Raw genomic sequence first — 16,753 nt, forward strand, 5'->3', positions numbered from 1 at the left:
TAAGGATACTCTTTGATGGATCTATCATTTAAACAAATTTTTCATCCCTCTGACTTATCCCCCGCAAGTAATATTGCCCTGGCCCATGCCGTGAAATTTAGTTTATTAACAAACGCAAAACTAGATATCTTACATGTTGCAGAAAGTGTTACCTCAGACGATTTTCCTAAGGTGCGAAAGTTATTAGAAAAATGGCAATTACTTCCTGAAAATAGTACTCCACAAGATTTAAAAAAAATGGGCCTTTTTGTAAAAAAAGTAGGTATTCAGGGGGCAAATTCCCTCTCGCGAATTTCGAATTATATATCCACGAAAGAATTAGACATGATCGTTCTATCAACAAATCAAAAAAAAGGATTTACGCGATGGTTGGACAAATCTATTTCTGAGCCTATTGCCAGGGAGTCAAAAACGCTTACATTATTTATTCCCGGCGAATGTCAGGGGTTTGTCTCATATGACACAGGAAAAGTAAAACTGCATAATATTATTATTCCCATCGCCAAAGACCCAGACCCTCAATATTCCATCAATTGCGCCACACAACTTGCTCTAACTTGTAAACTCGATAAAGTTTGTTTTACTCTTGTCCATGTCGGAGAAAATTGCCCCTCTGTAAATACAGAAGAAAGGCAAGGATGGAAGTGGCAAACAATTGTTAGCAAAGGTAATCTGGTGAAAGAAATTATCGGAAAAGCTGATGAAAATCAAGGGGATTTGATTATTATGACAACAAAAGGTCACGATGGTTTTCTAGATATGTTTCGTGGAAGTCACACAGAACAAGTTTTACGTAATGCGAAATGCCCTGTTCTTGCAGTACCTAACGTTCCTTGGATTATAGAGGATTGAGAGAGAATGTGTTGAAAACGAGAACATTCTCACTCAACACAATTCGTTGTTAGGACGCGTTGGCATTCAAGAATTGCACCATAATGCAAGTATTTAAAGACAAACGCGCCCTGGATATCGTCAGTATTTTTACTTAGCGATTATTTTCGCCGAAAGTGGGAGTATCGTTTTCAAACTCTCTCATTTTTCTCGCCATTTCAAAAGTATTATCGGTTGTTACATCGTATTCTTCATTAATTTCTACTTCGGAATGATCGAAAACAGTGGCGACTGCTTGTATAAGTATATCAGGATCTGTAAGGTCTAAGTGCAGATTATTTACAATCCGATGTGCGATCGCGGGAGGAGAGTAAAACTTTACAAATTTAGAACCAGCAGCCGCTTGATCAACGACTTTTTCAAGTTTTACTTCTGCATTACGCGCAATATTCATCAAACTTTCTAGACTTTTAGAGCCATCGGGTTTTATGACAACGATATTTTTCTTGTGTGAATCGACTAAGAATTGAATCCACGCTATTTTTCCAAGACTCAAAGCATATTTATCTTCGATTTTTAAGCGTAAAATCTCGGTAATTGTCTTCGAATTTTCATTAAAACTTTCATAGCTTACTTGGTTCTCTATCAGACTAAAAGCACTTTGCTGAGTTTCATCAAGCTTTTGATTTATGAGAAATAGTACTTCAGGTTGCTCTTGAAGCATGTTCGCGAAAATACCTTTTAGTTGTGCAAAATATTGTTGTGATACTGCCTGTTGTGCTTCTTTGGATTTGCTTCTTAGATCTTGTTGTGCAGAAAATAGACGAAAATGATGCTTGAACATTTTATCTATAAACAACAACGATAACTCCATATACTTTTCGGCAGATACACCTGTGCGTTTTTGTATTTCAGGAGCAAACGACAGAATACTCATGACACTTCTTACCACAGAGACTTTGTCAAAAGATGCATACTGGCCTACAAAATCACCCAAAAGATCCGCTGTGGTTTGAGGTTTCCAGGCAAACGCAAAAGCCGTTTCGCGTATTTTGGGATTATTGATCAAAATATCATTGGAAAATCCTAATCTTCTTTTCCACAAAGGATTGTCAAATGAAGAAACGATTTCTTGAGGAATATTTTCTCCTGTCATTTTGACCCAAAGTTCGTTTGCTAAAGTAAAAAGTCTCGCTCCTTCTTCTTCTCCCCATATCTCCTGGTAACCTTTTTTTGTTTGAGGTAAATTGATGGCAATATTCACGATTATGGTCATGTGTTCAGAACAATAGGTTTGCAGAAACTGCTCTGTGGAGATGATATGTTGGTAAGGAGTATCTAGATCAACACCTGCTACACCTGCACGCATTAGTCTCTCGTTTAGATCTCTTCGTACGTAAGTAGGATCTATCCAACCACGATAAAACGCTAATAATTCTTCTAAATTGTGCGTACGAAACCAATCAAAAGTGTAATCTTCAGGAAATCTTGGACCTTCGTTTGTTTCGTTAAGCAGTCGTGTTGTAATACGAAAATTGGCATTTAAGGCTCTTTGAGAAACACCTCGTAATGAGACAGTATATACATTCACGGGATATTCAATAGCTCCCCATGTCGGATCGTAGTCGTAAGGAGAATGGCGCGTTTCTCCATCTCCAATATATACTCCCATATGACTAATACGGCCTTCGGTCAAATATTCGTTATCCTGGCTCTCAGGGTGGGTATAACCAATCAAAGCAAATAGCTCTTCGTTTTTTTGCCCATCAAACATAATAGACTGTAGATGTTCATCTATTAATTGCGAGCCATTGCCCCATTTAAAATCAGAGTACTGTTTGTTGTAATCGAAACGAACGAATCCTTCTTCATCTACAACAATTTCAAAATCATGCTCATGATCTTTGACGGGGATAGCTCTGATTCCCAGATTAGAGCTACCTTTTCCTAATTTTACAGAATATAGTAGATCAGGTATCCGAATTTTTTTGCCTTCTTCATCAATAACAAATGTTCCAAAATCGCCAATCTCATCTAAAGCATAAGTGTTCTTTATCGCTTCATTACTTGGCTTCCATTTTCCTTGGAAATAAGTTTGCTCGAATTCACTTTGACAAAAAACCAAGGAACTCAGCATTACTACAAAAATCAATAATAAGTTTTTCATTGGTTGACCTCTATAAAATTTGATTTAGTGGATAAATATCATCCGCCGTATTCCTTGATACTATTTTGCTACTAGTGTCATTCCCTAGCGGATCTAAAAGCACGTATATTTACTTTCATTTTTGGTAAATCTGTCACCTTCTATTCGGATTCATTCCTGTGATCCGCAGGAATAGTATCGCTCAAAAAAATTATCGCTGTAGACTTACTCTACATAATGTTTGGAAACTTTTTTTTCGCGTATCTAATTTTTTTGATATATTTTTGATTTTTTTATTTATAGGTATAAATGAGAGTAATCGTTTTCCTCTATTTCCTAAAAATGATATTCTATTTTAGCTACGTTCAATAAGCTTTTGTTCAAGTAGTTCTTGGGAGGAAAACAAAAATATTGAAAATGAATATCAAGACATTTGGTCTATATTACATCCTAATCAGCCAGGATTTACGGAAGATACAGACATTAATTTGATGAGGTTGAAAATAAAAGGAAAGAAAAAGCAAGTGCGATTTGATAGAATTCTAAATAGAACTTCTAGCCTCAGATGGAAACCAAAAACCATTGAATTATTAGGAACAAAACCTGTTTCTTCTGAATATCCAGCTGTTTTTCCATCCGATCATTTTGGACTCAAAGCGGTTTTAAATTGGGATACCTAACAAACTCAAAATTTGAAAAACTCGATTCTTATTGACACTGACGCCCCAAACTTTTTGAGGTATAAAATATGGACAAACCTATTATTGCTAATCGTTATCAAATTGAGAGATATCTCAAGGAAGAAATAGAGGTGCGCGTTTATAGTGCTAAGGATTTGTGTGATAACCAAAAAGTAATGTTGAGATTTAGCGAAAAAACTATTAGCGACAAAAAATATTCCACACTAAAAAAAGTGAATATCGCAAAATTGAAACATGAAAACATTATTCAAATTAAAGATCATGGCCTGCATAACGGGCGCTATTACATCGTAACCGAATTTTTCGAAGGTTCATCACTTATAGACATGATTTCGAAAAGATATTTAACAACAGAACAGATATTAAAAGTTGCAATTTCTGTTTTAGAAGCATTGGAGTATGCTCATAAACAGAAAGTAATACATAAAGATATTTCTGTTGATAATATACTAATTACCTCTGGCAACATTGTAAAGTTAGCGGGTTTTTTTGAATACGATGTATATAACATCATAAACCAAGGAAATCAAAGAAATATCTATTCGAATATTCAATATCTAGCTCTAGAATCCATGAAGGAAGGAACTCGTACCCCTTCTAGTGATGTATATGCGCTAGGTATTTCCCTATATGTGCTTTTGTCAAAAGGATTTTCTCCGTTTTTGGCATCAAATCTTTCGCAAATTTTGACATCGAAAAAGCAAAACGATTACATTCCTCTAAGAGAGAGGAATCCTAACATTAACAATAAAGTCGTCTGTATTGTAGAAAAAGCAATGGCTGCCTCTATCAAAGATCGATATACAGTAGTAGAAATGATGACCGATTTAAAAAAATATCAAGAGGAATGATTCTTATAGATGTAAGAATAAAAGGATTCTCTTGGTTTACGTTTGTTAACTTCGACGATGGAATCTAATATTTCAGATAATTTAGTCATTTTTCACCTATTATTTCCTGTAGCCTTTTTGTAAATTGCTGCGATCTTTGCAAACGATGAACTGTACATGTTTGTACGGTAGCTTTCTTATTTCTTAGTTTGTTGCAAATATCGAGTCTGTCTAATCCACTTTTGAGCTGTAGCGGCATTCGCAGGATCTAATTCAATCACTTTTTGAAAATCATGAATGGCCTCTTGAAATTTTCCCAGATGCCGATAAACTAGACCTCTATTTCCATACGCTTCAGGATAATTCGTACGTATTTGAATCGCTTTACTATAATGCTCTATTGCTGATGAAAATTTTCTTAGGGCGCGATAACTATTTCCACAATTGTAGTGAGATCCTGCATCCATGGGGTCATATTTGATTGCCAGTAGATAAAACTCGATCGCTTTTGTGTATTGTCTCTGCTGTGCATAAAGTATACCTGTGCTATAGTGAACATTGGCATGTCGCGGTTGTAAAGCAATGGTTTTTGCAAAGTCAGCAAATGCTTGTTGGTCTTGCCTCAATGTAGCATAAACAATACCACGGCTATGATACGCTTCGGCATACTCAGGGCGCAAAGCAATCGCGGTATTAAAATCACTCAGCGATTTTTGCCAGTTCTGCATTTTGAAATATAAAGAGCCACGATTGAAGTACGCCTCCACATCTTTTGGATTGATACGCAATGCGTTGTCAAGATCTTGAAGTGCCAAATCATAACGATTTAAACGCGAATAAATTGCACCTCTGTTGGTGTAAGCATCTGGGGAACGAGGATTGACTTTTATTGCTTGTGTATAATCGCGAATTGCCAGCTCTGCTTGTCCAAGTTTATTATGACTAAAACCTCTGTTACAATACGCGGCATCGTACTTTGCATCTAGTTCAATCGCCCGATTGAAGTAACCAATCGCTTGATTATATTGCAACTTATTATTGTGCAAAATTCCCATACAGTAATGTGTGTTCGCATGCTTGGGATTTATTTTTAACGCTTTTTGGAAATCTTTCAATGCCAACAATGATTTATTGCTATCCAAGTACGCAATTCCACGATCGTGATATACTGTAGGGTGATTTGGTTGTAGCTCAATCACTTTATTGTAGTAATCAATCGCTTTTACATAACGCTGATCAGCGTATTCCGCAAGCCCCCTATTCATATAAGTCTCTACCCTGTTGCGTATTTTTTCGTTATCTGATGACAGAAACACATAGCTCACAAACAGTGACAGACATACACACAACATCGCGACAACGTGCTTGTATTGTATGGCTTTTCGCCAAGCTTTTTGGCTGTATATCAACCATAAAGGCGTGTCGATATTTTGCAGTTGTTCCAACAACTTTTGTACAGATGAAAGGCGTGTTAGATGATTTTTTTGTAATGCACGTTCAAGAACATTCGATATCTGTAGAATTTCCGGTGTTTTTTCTACAATCTTTTCTAAAGGAGGCAACTGCTGTTCGATGACTTTTACCATGCTCGAATAACTGTGACCTGCATAAAAAGGCGAATTTGGCATCCAACTAAAAAACTGGTAAAACACCACACCCAGGCTAAATACATCGGTGTTTTTTTTCACACGTCCTTTTGCTTGTTCAGGGCTCATATAACAAGCGGTCCCCACAATTCCTCCCGTTTGTGTCAGCGTTGACAATTCGTGGTTCACCGCTTTTGCAATACCAAGATCTAGTATTTTTGGTGTGTACTCTTCCCCGACTAAAATAATATTGGAGGGTTTTAAATCGCGATGAATAATTCCTTGGTCGTTTAATGTCGCAACGGCGCTGCATATCTGCTTGGCGATCTCCAATTGCTTTTCTATAGAAATGCTCTGTTCGTACTCGATAATAAAATCTTGTAGGGTAATTCCTTCAACGTACTCCATGACAATAAAATGACGATTATGAGCGGTAAAAAAATCCAATCCTTTGACAATATTCGGATGTTGTATACTACTTAAAAATTGATATTCGCGCTTTATACGTCGCATCATTTTTGTATTGTTGCTATCCGTTAGGCATTCTTTTACGGCCACTTGATGATGAAAATGGACATCTGTTGCCAAGTACACACGTCCCATTCCACCTTGTCCAAGCACTTTTTCAATTTTGTATTTATTGTGTAAGAGTTTCATATCCATAAATCACTTTCGAAAAAAGGTGTCAGACTGACTATATAATCAATTTTATCATACTTTTATGTCATAAAGAATAGTCTGTATTTGATAAGTGAAACTCAAGATTGATATGATATCTTAAATAATTCACACTTTACCTGTGATCGAAAGTCCGTTTGTGTGCTTCGTTGAAAAAAGGCTGTGCCAGAGCCAGGGACATTCATTATTATGTTGTTAGGTATTGTATTTTTTGGATTGAGGAAGGTAATGCCTAAAGAAAATGCAAGCCGATTCTTTTGATGTAGTAAAACACCTTACAAATGACTACCTACGAAAAAAAGTTGAGCATGATTGATCACCGCTTCGTTTACTCCATTCCTATCCATCCTGTTAATCCTGTCTAATTTTTCCAAGGACTATTCGAAGGCGAATAGTTGTTGTTGACTCATATTATCCAGTTTGACAAACGAACTACCTTATCCGTTTGTCAAACTGTTTTGCCTTTTTCCCGTTGCTTTTTTCGGAAAAATTACCTGTGTGGGTGATACGGGTCTAATTCGTAAATAGGTTCGGGCTTCATGTACGTTTGATCTAAATATGTGTCAGAATTGTCATTAATTGGTATAGCACACGCCAGAAAACACATACAACAAAGGCTTACAAAGATGATTTTTCTCATATTGATCTCCTCTAATAAGTCAAGTTGTGAGTACACGTGGGCAGAGCCACACACATCTTAAAGTGATTATTTTATCATATTATACATTCTTAATATGAAAAAGTCAATATACTCTACAATAAAAATATATTTAGTCAAATATATTCATATTTTTTTAACTGTAGAACAAACATTAAAATGACGCAGGGCAAAAAAAGATGCGTTTTGTTAAATAAATTTACCGAAGATTTATTTATTCTTTATTGATTTCATTAAGGACCCACGAAGTCATATATTCCATAGCCCCAGGGGCAAACTTGCTACGATCTTTGGCCCAGCCGATTCCTGATTGTTTACGATAATAAAGACCATGATCTGCATTTGAGATTACTTTACTAGTATAATTAGCGTGGTTACTTTCACGAAACGCTTTTCCTGCAACTTCTTCCGCATCATGAGCGTTGACCAACGAATCTTTGTCCCCCCATAGAGATAAAATGGGACAATGAATTTGCGGTATAATACTCAGTGGCTTATAAGAAAAGTTTAGTTTCCAGTATGTCACTAATGGGTGATTTTCGGGAGGAATCACACCTCCACGAACCACATAGTGAAGGTGTTTTTTGTATTGCGGAGATTGGGCACATTCCTTTAAAGCTCCGTAATTTTTACCTGTCGCAAAATACGTTTGCATCAAATTCATCAGATGTTCCACACGAGTAGAAGTTTCTTTCGCAACTTTATCTTGGGCGAGAGCGACGCGGATGCGATATTTTTCTTGTTCCCACAAGCCTTTAGGGTCACCTGAAATAACAACGGCAAAAGCGATAGAACCTTTACTACGCGCAGCGGCAAGCGATGCCACGGTCCATCCCTGACTCCCTCCCCAAACACCAATCTTATTTGACCGAATATCTGTTCTACGCTGTAAAAACTTTACACCCGAAATCACGTCGTCAGCAAGATTTGCCATTGTGGCCAAACGCCAATCACCACTAGAATCACCAACACCACGCTTATCGAATTTTAGAAGCGCAATACCATGTTGCGGGAAGTGGCGCGTTTGATCTTCCCAGTTACTACGATCGGAAGCACCTGAGCCGTGAACAACCACTATGGCAGGATGAGGTCCTGGCGATTTTGGCAGTACCAATGTTCCTGCTAAGCGAACGTTACCGTGGAAAAAAACAACTTGTTCTTCTTTTATTTGTTGGGAACTTACCGTCGAAAATCCCAATCCGATAAATGATAAAATACATATTATTCTACACATTATTTTTTCTCTTTCCATTTAGATAGATATTACTTAAGAACCCATCAACCTGTAGATTTCAAGTGATGATAAATTTTTTACTTCTTTTGGAAATGTTTTTATTTCGGTGAATGCGATCCCTAGACGTCGAAGAGAAGTGAGTTTTCCCATTTCTTTTGGGAGTTTTGCGATTTGCGTTCGCCCTAAATTTAAATGAATAAGAGAAGAGAGCTGTCCTATTTCTTTTGGTAGCTTTGTTATTAGTGTGTCTGCTAAATCTAAATCCATTAGAGAAAAGAGCTGCCCTATTTCTTTCGGAAGCTTTGTTATTTGCGTTCGTCCCAAATTCAGATGTGTCAGACTAGAGAGCTGTCCTATTTCCTTGGGTAACTTCGTAATACTTGTCCCCCTTAAGCATAAATGAGTAAGGAGAGAGAGTTGCCCTATTTCCTTGGGAATTTTAGTTATTTCAGTGTTACTCAGGCTCAAAAAGGTAAGAGAAGAAAGTTGCCCTATTTCTTTTGGTAATTCAGCGATGTCTGAATATCCTAAGTTCAGATGAACAAGGTACGGAAGTTGCAATATTTCTTTTGGAAATTCAATTAAATTTGAATGACTCCAATCTAAGTGAGTAAGAGAAGGGATTCGCTGAATTTCTTTTGTCATCTTTTTGATTCTTGTACCACGCAGTGTTAGATGGACAAGCGAAGATAGTTGCTCCACTTCTTTGGGCAATTTTACGATTTTCGTAAAGGATAGGTTGAGGTGTGTGAGAGAAGAGAGCTGCCCTATTTCCTTTGGTAATTTTTTTATTTTTGTTTGCGGTAAATTCAGGTGAGTAAGGGATACGAGATGTTGAATCGCCGGTGGCAATTCTGTTATGTGCGTACGACTTAAATCTAGATGAGTAAGAGAAGATAATTTTGCGATGCCTTCTAAGTGTTGTGTTGCTATTTCCAACTCTTGTTCACTTAAATCTAGGCAAAATTTTTTGGAAAAATTGCAGTTTACAAAATAGCTTTTTTGTATTTTTGTAAAAGTTACATCACTACGAAAACTACAATTATCGAAAGTGCAATTTTGTACTTTATACTTCGCGTCTTCATCCAAAAAAAAGCACACCCATAATAGGATGTATTATTTTCTATTGCAGTTAACGATTTAGATTTTACCTTCATATCAAGTATCTACTCCATAGAATCAACGACTATAACGACACAGTTCTTTCAACATTTTATGTAAATTGTTCGATCAAATCAACAGATTCACAGTGGATTTTTCTTCTTATAAAATAGGCCATCTATTACAATGAAAACTGTAAAAGATGTAATTGATTCATCAACGAAACAGTCTTCATTCAACCGTATCGCTAAAGGAAAAAACAATGGCAAATCAATATCCCATGTTTGGTAGATACCAACTACTTGGTGAATTAGGTCGTGGTGGTATGGGAGTAGTTTATAAAGCTTACGATACAAAACGGAAATCTTTAGTTGCGCTCAAAGTAATTCTCTGCGAAGAACCAGAATATATCGAACGTTTCTTGATGGAAATAAGTGCTATTGCCAAGTTAAATCATCCAAATATTGTACGCTTTTATGAATATGGCACTGCGCCACGTCCGCATTTTACCATGGAATATATTGAAGGCAGTACTCTTTCCGACTTGATTAAAAACCGTAACATAAAAGCTGGCAAACTTGTCAATATAATGATTTACTTGTGTGAAGCGCTACACTACGCTCACCAGAATAATATCATCCATCGTGATATAAAACCAAGTAACATCATGATTTCTCAAGACGGTACGGCAAAAATCATGGACTTTGGATTGGCAAAAATATCCGATAAAACCAAAAAACTCTCTCGTTCAGGGCAAATGTTGGGGACAGTGGCTTACATGGCCCCAGAACAGGTAGATGGGAAAGCTACCTATCAAAGCGATATTTATTCTTTAGGAGCAAGCTTGTACGAAGGATTGACATATCGTTCTGTTTTTCAAGGAGAAACAGAAATTAATATTATCTGCCAAATCATGGATAACTTCCCCATTCCTCCGCGACAACTCAATCCAGATATTTCACCTTATTTAGAGGCTATTTGTCTAAAATGTTTGAGCAAGAAACCACAAAAAAGATACAACGATTTTAAAGTGCTCGCAAAAGAATTCAAAAACTTTCAAGGGCATCGTCCTATCATAGCCAAAAAATATACATCTTGGGATGTGGTCAAAAACTTTGTTGTCAGACATAAAGTAATCTGTGGTAGCCTCATGGCTATTTTTGTGGTTCTGGTTCTTTCTCTGATGGTTATTTTTTCCGCGTGGACTTCGGCGGAAAAGGCAAAAACAAACGCCCAACAGGCAGCCGCAAAAATGGAGCACGCAATAGAAAAAATGAAACAAGCTGTCGTTGAAATGAAGCAGGAAAAAAATAACTCAAAACTGGCTCTCAATAAAGTAATGTCCATCTTAAATTACTCGATGGAGAAATACGAAATTTTGCAAAGAGATAAGAAGTTTGCGATGTTGTTTTCTGAAATATTTCAAGACCTCGAAAAATACGGAGAAAACCAAAACTGGAACTTTATCAAGGGGTATGTGAGTGCCCAAAGTGGTGATACACAAAAAAGTATTGAATATTATCGAAAACAAATCAAACAACATCCCCAAAGTGCGACGGCTTACGCAAATTTAGGTAATCGTTACCGAGAGATTAAACAATATCAAAAAGCGTTGGAGTCGTTTGCACAAGCTCTCTCAATTGATCCTCTAGATAGTACAACATATAACAATCGAGCCCTTACTTACCAAGAGTTAAAACAGTATCAGAAGGCCTTAGCAGATTTCGAAAAAGCGGAAAAAATTAATCCTAAGTATGCGAATGCTTACAACAACCACGGCAACCTTTATCGCGAACTGGGAGAACGGAAAAAAGCGATTTCTTATTTGAAGAAAGCCATTGAGGTTGACGCGGAGTCTTTTAGTGCTTACAACAACCTGGGAAATATATATCACGAAATGCGGCAGTACAAGCGATCGTTAGAGAACTTTAATGCGGCCATAAGGCATAATGATCAATATACAAAAGCTTACAATAACCGTGGTCTTCTTTATCGCGATTTAAAAAAATACAATTTAGCGATGTCCGATTTTAACAAGGCCATCAGCTTAAACGCAGCTAGTCCAGATATCTACAATAATCGCGCCTTACTTTACGAAGCACTGGGTAAATATCAATTTGCATTAGAAGACTATCGCGAAATTTTTGAAATAAATCCGAGGTATTCCAGAGCTTATAATAATCGTGGACTTCTTTATTGTAAACTAAAGAAATATGATTTAGCACTACAGGACTATAACAAAGCGATAGAAATAAATCCGAGATATTTGAAAGCATATAGAAATCGCGGGATTCTATATGCCCAAATAAAAAAGTATCCATTGGCGATGCGTGACTTTAATGCTGCGCTACAGCTAAATCCTAATGATGCAGATCTCTATCACAACAGGGGAACTCTATACAAAGATTTACAACAAAATTCATTGGCCCTAGCAGACTACAATAAATCTATCCAATTAAGTCCAAATTATTCCGGTGCATACACAAATAGAGGTGCTCTTCATGCACAAGCCCAAAAGTACAAACGCGCCATCAAAGATTTCAAAAAAGCGATTTCCATTTTTCCCGATATGTGGCAACCTCATTATGGATTACATCTTTGTTATAAAAACCTAAATCGCCCCCGAGAAGCCAATTATCATTGGCAGAAAGTACAAGAATTGCGCAAATAAACATATCTCCTCTGACAAACATTACCTTACTTAGCGCCGTTATTTATCTGATGGAGCAATGGAATACAAATGAACAGAATCTCCTGCCACAGCAAAAATCTTTCTGTCATAAGGTGCTGTGAGGGTGTAGATGACATACGTCCAAAAAGACTTTAAAACATTCCCTTGTAAATCCAGTACGCTAATATTGCCGTCTCGACTTGTCGAAACAATTAGATTTCTTTGTACAAAGGCACAGTGAACACCAGTATCAACTTTCGTCTCCCACAACTTGCCTTTTTCAACACTATATAATCCAATATAAGCTTGATTTTTGTTGTAGGAAGCCGCAAACGTTTCGCCTTCAAGATCTAAGTCGACAACTCCTAGATTATTTCCCTTACAAATATCAAAAAATGCGATTTCTTTACCATTCTTATCGCAGATGATGACATCGCTATTGGTGGAAAGAAGTATGACTTCTCCATTTTGTGAAGTATCTACGCCCCAGATACTATAATCGCGAGCATTGACCTCTGCCTGCCACTGTTTTTTTCCCTGATCACTAAAACAATATAAATCCCAACCATGGCTGACATAGATTTTTTCTCCCAATTCAGAAGCGGCAACATCCCATTGAGCGTCTTCTAGTTGATGAAACCACAACAGTTGGCCCTGTTTTGAGTATGCCATGACACCAGCCCCGTTAGAAATGATAATCATCTCTGCATTTCTGGTTACCGCTATTCCTTGTGTGTTTTCCCCTTTATGTAGTTTTCTCATCCAAACAACATCTCCATTTGTTGTGGCTAAGACAAGAGTAGTGCTACTTTCCGAAGCAATCGCGATAAAATTACCGTCTGGTGACATTTGCATTTCATACAAATCAGGAAAAGAAGACCATTTTTGGGTAACGGATATACCATTCCATTTCTTTTGCCGTTTCTCTTTGGGAAATTTATTGATGTGGACGCCTATGAACTCATTCCATTTCTTACGCAATATCGAATCCGTTGTTTTCGGTGAATTTCCTTCTAACAATAGCTTTACTTTTGCTTTGGCTTCATAACTTAATTTGTCATGATGAGTACTAACGTTTTCTTTGTCTTGTCGCCACGCATAGATGAGAGCTAATGTTTCCAGATGAGTTACTTTCTCTGACTTAGAAAGCGTTGCGATGTGATTTGGAGAAATTTTCTCTTTGTATTCCTGCTGATAGCATGTTCGTAAATACAACTCCGCACACTCAATATCTCCGCGCGCAACACCTAATTGATATAAGAAGAGCTTTTTATCGATATCTTTTAACTTTTTTGCGACGAAATATATGGAGGGAATGTAACCACTATGCGCTGCTTTTTTATGCCAGTATCGAGCTTTTTCAGGATCAGCGATAGACTCGTAGTACTCATAGATAATTGCTAATTGAGACATGGCAGGACTATGTCCTAGTTTAGCGGCTTTTTTAAGAAGCTTGAAAGCTTTTTCTTCATCAAAGTCAATATCTCGCCCCTCGTCGTACATCGCCCCTAAATTATACATGGCAAAGCTATTATTTTTTTTTATCGCTCTTTTGTAGAAAGCCACCGCTTTTGTAACATCCTGTTCAAGAACCTCTCCAAAATGGTACAGGTAACCTAAAAAATAAAGTGAGAAGCCGTCTTTATTAGCTTTCAATGATTCTATTTGTTGCTCAAGGAGTGCATACCCTTTGTCATCTTTCTCTGTTCCATATCCCAGCACCATCATTTTCGCTTTTTGCGCTAAAAACCGTGGATCTTGAACTAGATCTATGGCTTTTTGTAATTCCTTCCAAGATTTTGTCGCATGATCTTTGTGGTAGTACAATTCTAAAGATTTTTGAAAATAGACCTCTGCTTGTTTTTTTCTCTGTGCTTGTTTGTCATCCTCAAAAGTTTGGCACAGTAAGGAAACAGAACAAACGGTAAACAAAATAGTCATTAGCTTTTTCACGAAACTTCCTCCAAGTTTTCACCACGAATCATTAAATTTCTACCAAATGTATGGAAACATTCGATAACGTACCTCTTCACGGTACTGTAAATATCCATCGAGTTGCTCGCACAGCACTTTTTCTTCATTCTTGATACGAAAATAGAAAAACAATGGCGATAGTGCAAAAGGAATGAGCATCCAGTAAGAACCTAGGGCAATAGGGGTAGCCAGCAACATGAGTTGCACTCCGGTATACATGGGATGACGAACAATGGCGTAAGGACCTGTAGAAACGAGTTCTTGTCCATCAAACACTTCGATCGTACGTGCTGCGTAGCTATTGGCCTTGAACACCCAAAAAACGATAATCAATCCTACCATTACCACCGCGTTAGCGGCAATGATCAACTCCATTGGTACTTCAGACCAACCATAGCGATAATCGAAACCTGGTAGGAAAAAACCGCAAAGATAAATCAAAGAAGCAAGCTTTATCAATAATTTTTGCTCCGCTTCTTTTTCCTTCATTTGCATGCGCCGTTCCAGTAGCGCGGGATCGTGCTTAAAGAAATAACTCGTCATCACCAGCATAAAACTGTACACAACACCAAGATAAATCCAACCTGCCGTATAGGAAAAAGTACCGGCGGGCCAAAAGAGCATCAAACCAAATACCACAACACTCAAAACCATACGCACGAGAATTTTAAGTAAAAGACTTTTCTTATTCATCGGACAAACCTTTTCTTTTCGTAATATTTTGTGGAATTATAAGCGTTTTTCATACAAAACGCTGTTTATTTTGCTTGTGATTGGTAAACATAAACTTTTGTTTCTACAACATTTTTACAATAGGTCTTCCATAAAAGATACGTAAAATTTATAAAATTTTTACTCTTCTAGTGTATACTATGTGTATTTGTTGCATTTGTCGCTTTCAATAAAAGGGGAAAAGTAATGACACCTGAAGATTTTAGAAAATATGGTCATCAAATTATTGATTGGATTGCAGATTACCGTGAAAATGTGGAAAAGCATCCGGTAATGGCTTCGTTAGATCCAGGTGCCATCGCTGAAAAATTACCAACGACTCCTCCGAGCGATTCCGAATCGTTTGCCGCGTTCCTAGATGATCTGAACCATATTGTTTTACCTGGAGTTACTCATTGGAATCATCCCCATTACTACGCCTACTTTCCAGGTAACGCCACATTATCTTCTATATTAGGCGACATAATTTGTTCGGGAATTGGTGGTATTGGATTGAATTGGCAATCGATGCCTGCCCTGACAGAAGTGGAAGAAGTCATGTGTGACTGGATGCGACAAATGGTTGGTTTATCGGAGCAGTGGCAAGGCGTCATTCAAGACACGGCCTCCACCTCCACCTTGGTTGCCTTGCTCTGTGCACGTGAGAGAACTTCGAATCATTGTCAAGTACACAGCGGCTTACAAGGGGAAAAATCACCATTGATTGTATACTCCTCTACCCAAAGCCATAGCTCGGTAAAAAAAGCGGCTTTGTTAGCTGGATTTGGGCTACACAACCTTCGGTTTATTGAAACCGACGATCAATTTGCCTTAGATGCCGAATCACTTCGAAAAACAATTAAAGAAGATTTGGTCCAAGGATTCAAACCTTGCGCTATTGTAGCTACCACAGGTACGACGGGTACCACGGCCATTGATCCTATTGCGAAAATGGCAAAACTTGCCCAACAATACAACCTGTGGTTACATGTGGACGCTGCCATGGCGGGTTCGGCGATGATCCTACCAGAGTGTCGTTGGATGTGGGAAGGCATTGAACAAGCGGATTCCTTGGTGTTGAATCCTCATAAGTGGTTGGGAATTGTTTTCGATACTTCTTTGTTTTATATCAAGGACTCCGAGCATCTCATTCGCGTCATGTCTACCAATCCCAGTTATTTACAAACCGCACATGATGATGAGGCAAAAAATTATCGCGATTGGGGCATTCCTTTAGGACGACGTTTTCGTGCGTTAAAATTGTGGGCTTTAATTCGAGATCAGGGGATTACGGGATTGCAAAAACGACTCCGAAGAGATATGGAAAATGCGCAATGGCTAAAAAAACAAGTGGAGAACATGCCTCATTGGCAAGTTTTGGCTCCTGTTATTTTGCAAACCGTTTGTGTCCACCACTGCCCGCCACATCTCGCCGGAGATGATTTAGATAAACATACGTTGGATTGGGTAAACCGAGTTAACCTAAGTGGTAAAGCTTATCTAATACCGGCAAAACTTGACGGAAGATGGATGGTTCGTATCTCTATTGGCGCGGAAGCAACCACACTCGAACATGTCAAATCTTTATGGGAAATACTGCAATTGGCTGTTGCGCACAAACTATAATGGCGT

At 37.8% G+C, this 16,753-nt stretch carries 11 protein-coding genes; 5 read left to right on the forward strand and 6 right to left on the reverse strand.

Translation table 11 applies throughout. The annotated features are described in order from the left end of the window. Positions 1 to 15 precede the first annotated feature (15 nt). Complete coding sequence (locus tag UABAM_RS14205; protein ID WP_151968665.1) at positions 16 to 852, forward strand: universal stress protein; 837 nt, start codon at positions 16 to 18, stop codon at positions 850 to 852. A gap of 133 nt (positions 853 to 985) precedes the next feature. Here UABAM_RS14205 and UABAM_RS14210 read toward each other — a convergent pair whose 3' ends face one another. Then, on the reverse strand, positions 986 to 2,998 hold the full coding sequence (locus UABAM_RS14210; protein ID WP_151968666.1) for a hypothetical protein: 2,013 nt from the start codon (positions 2,996 to 2,998) through the stop codon (positions 986 to 988). Positions 2,999 to 3,725: 727 nt separating this feature from the next. Between UABAM_RS14210 and UABAM_RS14215 the strand changes: the two genes are divergently transcribed. Further along, a complete protein-coding gene (locus UABAM_RS14215) occupies positions 3,726 to 4,529 on the forward strand; it encodes a serine/threonine-protein kinase (RefSeq protein WP_151968667.1) in 804 nt (267 codons plus the stop codon). Between the two features lie 176 nt (positions 4,530 to 4,705). On the opposite strand, the gene UABAM_RS14220 is transcribed toward UABAM_RS14215, so the two are convergent. Continuing rightward, entirely contained in the window at positions 4,706 to 6,757 is a 2,052-nt protein-coding gene (locus tag UABAM_RS14220) for a tetratricopeptide repeat protein (protein WP_151968668.1), read from the reverse strand. A 177-nt stretch (positions 6,758 to 6,934) separates the two neighbouring features. Here UABAM_RS14220 and UABAM_RS34190 point away from each other — a divergent pair, with 177 nt between their 5' ends. Then, positions 6,935 to 7,033, forward strand: coding sequence for a PEP-CTERM sorting domain-containing protein (locus tag UABAM_RS34190; protein WP_151968669.1), 99 nt, complete (start codon positions 6,935 to 6,937; stop codon positions 7,031 to 7,033). Between the two features lie 611 nt (positions 7,034 to 7,644). Here UABAM_RS34190 and UABAM_RS14230 read toward each other — a convergent pair. After that, entirely contained in the window at positions 7,645 to 8,664 is a 1,020-nt protein-coding gene (locus UABAM_RS14230; protein WP_173013321.1) for an alpha/beta hydrolase family protein, read from the reverse strand. Between the two features lie 33 nt (positions 8,665 to 8,697). Next, a complete protein-coding gene (locus tag UABAM_RS14235) occupies positions 8,698 to 9,753 on the reverse strand; it encodes a leucine-rich repeat domain-containing protein (protein ID WP_151968671.1) in 1,056 nt (351 codons plus the stop codon). Positions 9,754 to 10,027: 274 nt separating this feature from the next. Here UABAM_RS14235 and UABAM_RS14240 point away from each other — a divergent pair, with 274 nt between their 5' ends. Further along, positions 10,028 to 12,436, forward strand: a complete 2,409-nt coding sequence (locus UABAM_RS14240) for a serine/threonine-protein kinase (protein WP_151968672.1) — start codon at positions 10,028 to 10,030, stop codon at positions 12,434 to 12,436. Positions 12,437 to 12,475: 39 nt separating this feature from the next. Here UABAM_RS14240 and UABAM_RS14245 read toward each other — a convergent pair whose 3' ends face one another. After that, complete coding sequence (locus UABAM_RS14245; protein WP_151968673.1) at positions 12,476 to 14,389, reverse strand: outer membrane protein assembly factor BamB family protein; 1,914 nt, start codon at positions 14,387 to 14,389, stop codon at positions 12,476 to 12,478. A gap of 39 nt (positions 14,390 to 14,428) precedes the next feature. Beyond that, positions 14,429 to 15,103, reverse strand: a complete 675-nt coding sequence (locus UABAM_RS14250) for a methyltransferase family protein (protein WP_151968674.1) — start codon at positions 15,101 to 15,103, stop codon at positions 14,429 to 14,431. Positions 15,104 to 15,328: 225 nt separating this feature from the next. Here UABAM_RS14250 and UABAM_RS14255 point away from each other — a divergent pair, with 225 nt between their 5' ends. Continuing rightward, a complete protein-coding gene (locus tag UABAM_RS14255) occupies positions 15,329 to 16,747 on the forward strand; it encodes a pyridoxal phosphate-dependent decarboxylase family protein (protein ID WP_151968675.1) in 1,419 nt (472 codons plus the stop codon). Positions 16,748 to 16,753 lie beyond the last annotated feature (6 nt).

Source organism: Candidatus Uabimicrobium amorphum, assembly GCF_009002475.1.
Taxonomy (GTDB): Bacteria; Planctomycetota; Uabimicrobiia; order Uabimicrobiales; family Uabimicrobiaceae; genus Uabimicrobium; species Uabimicrobium amorphum.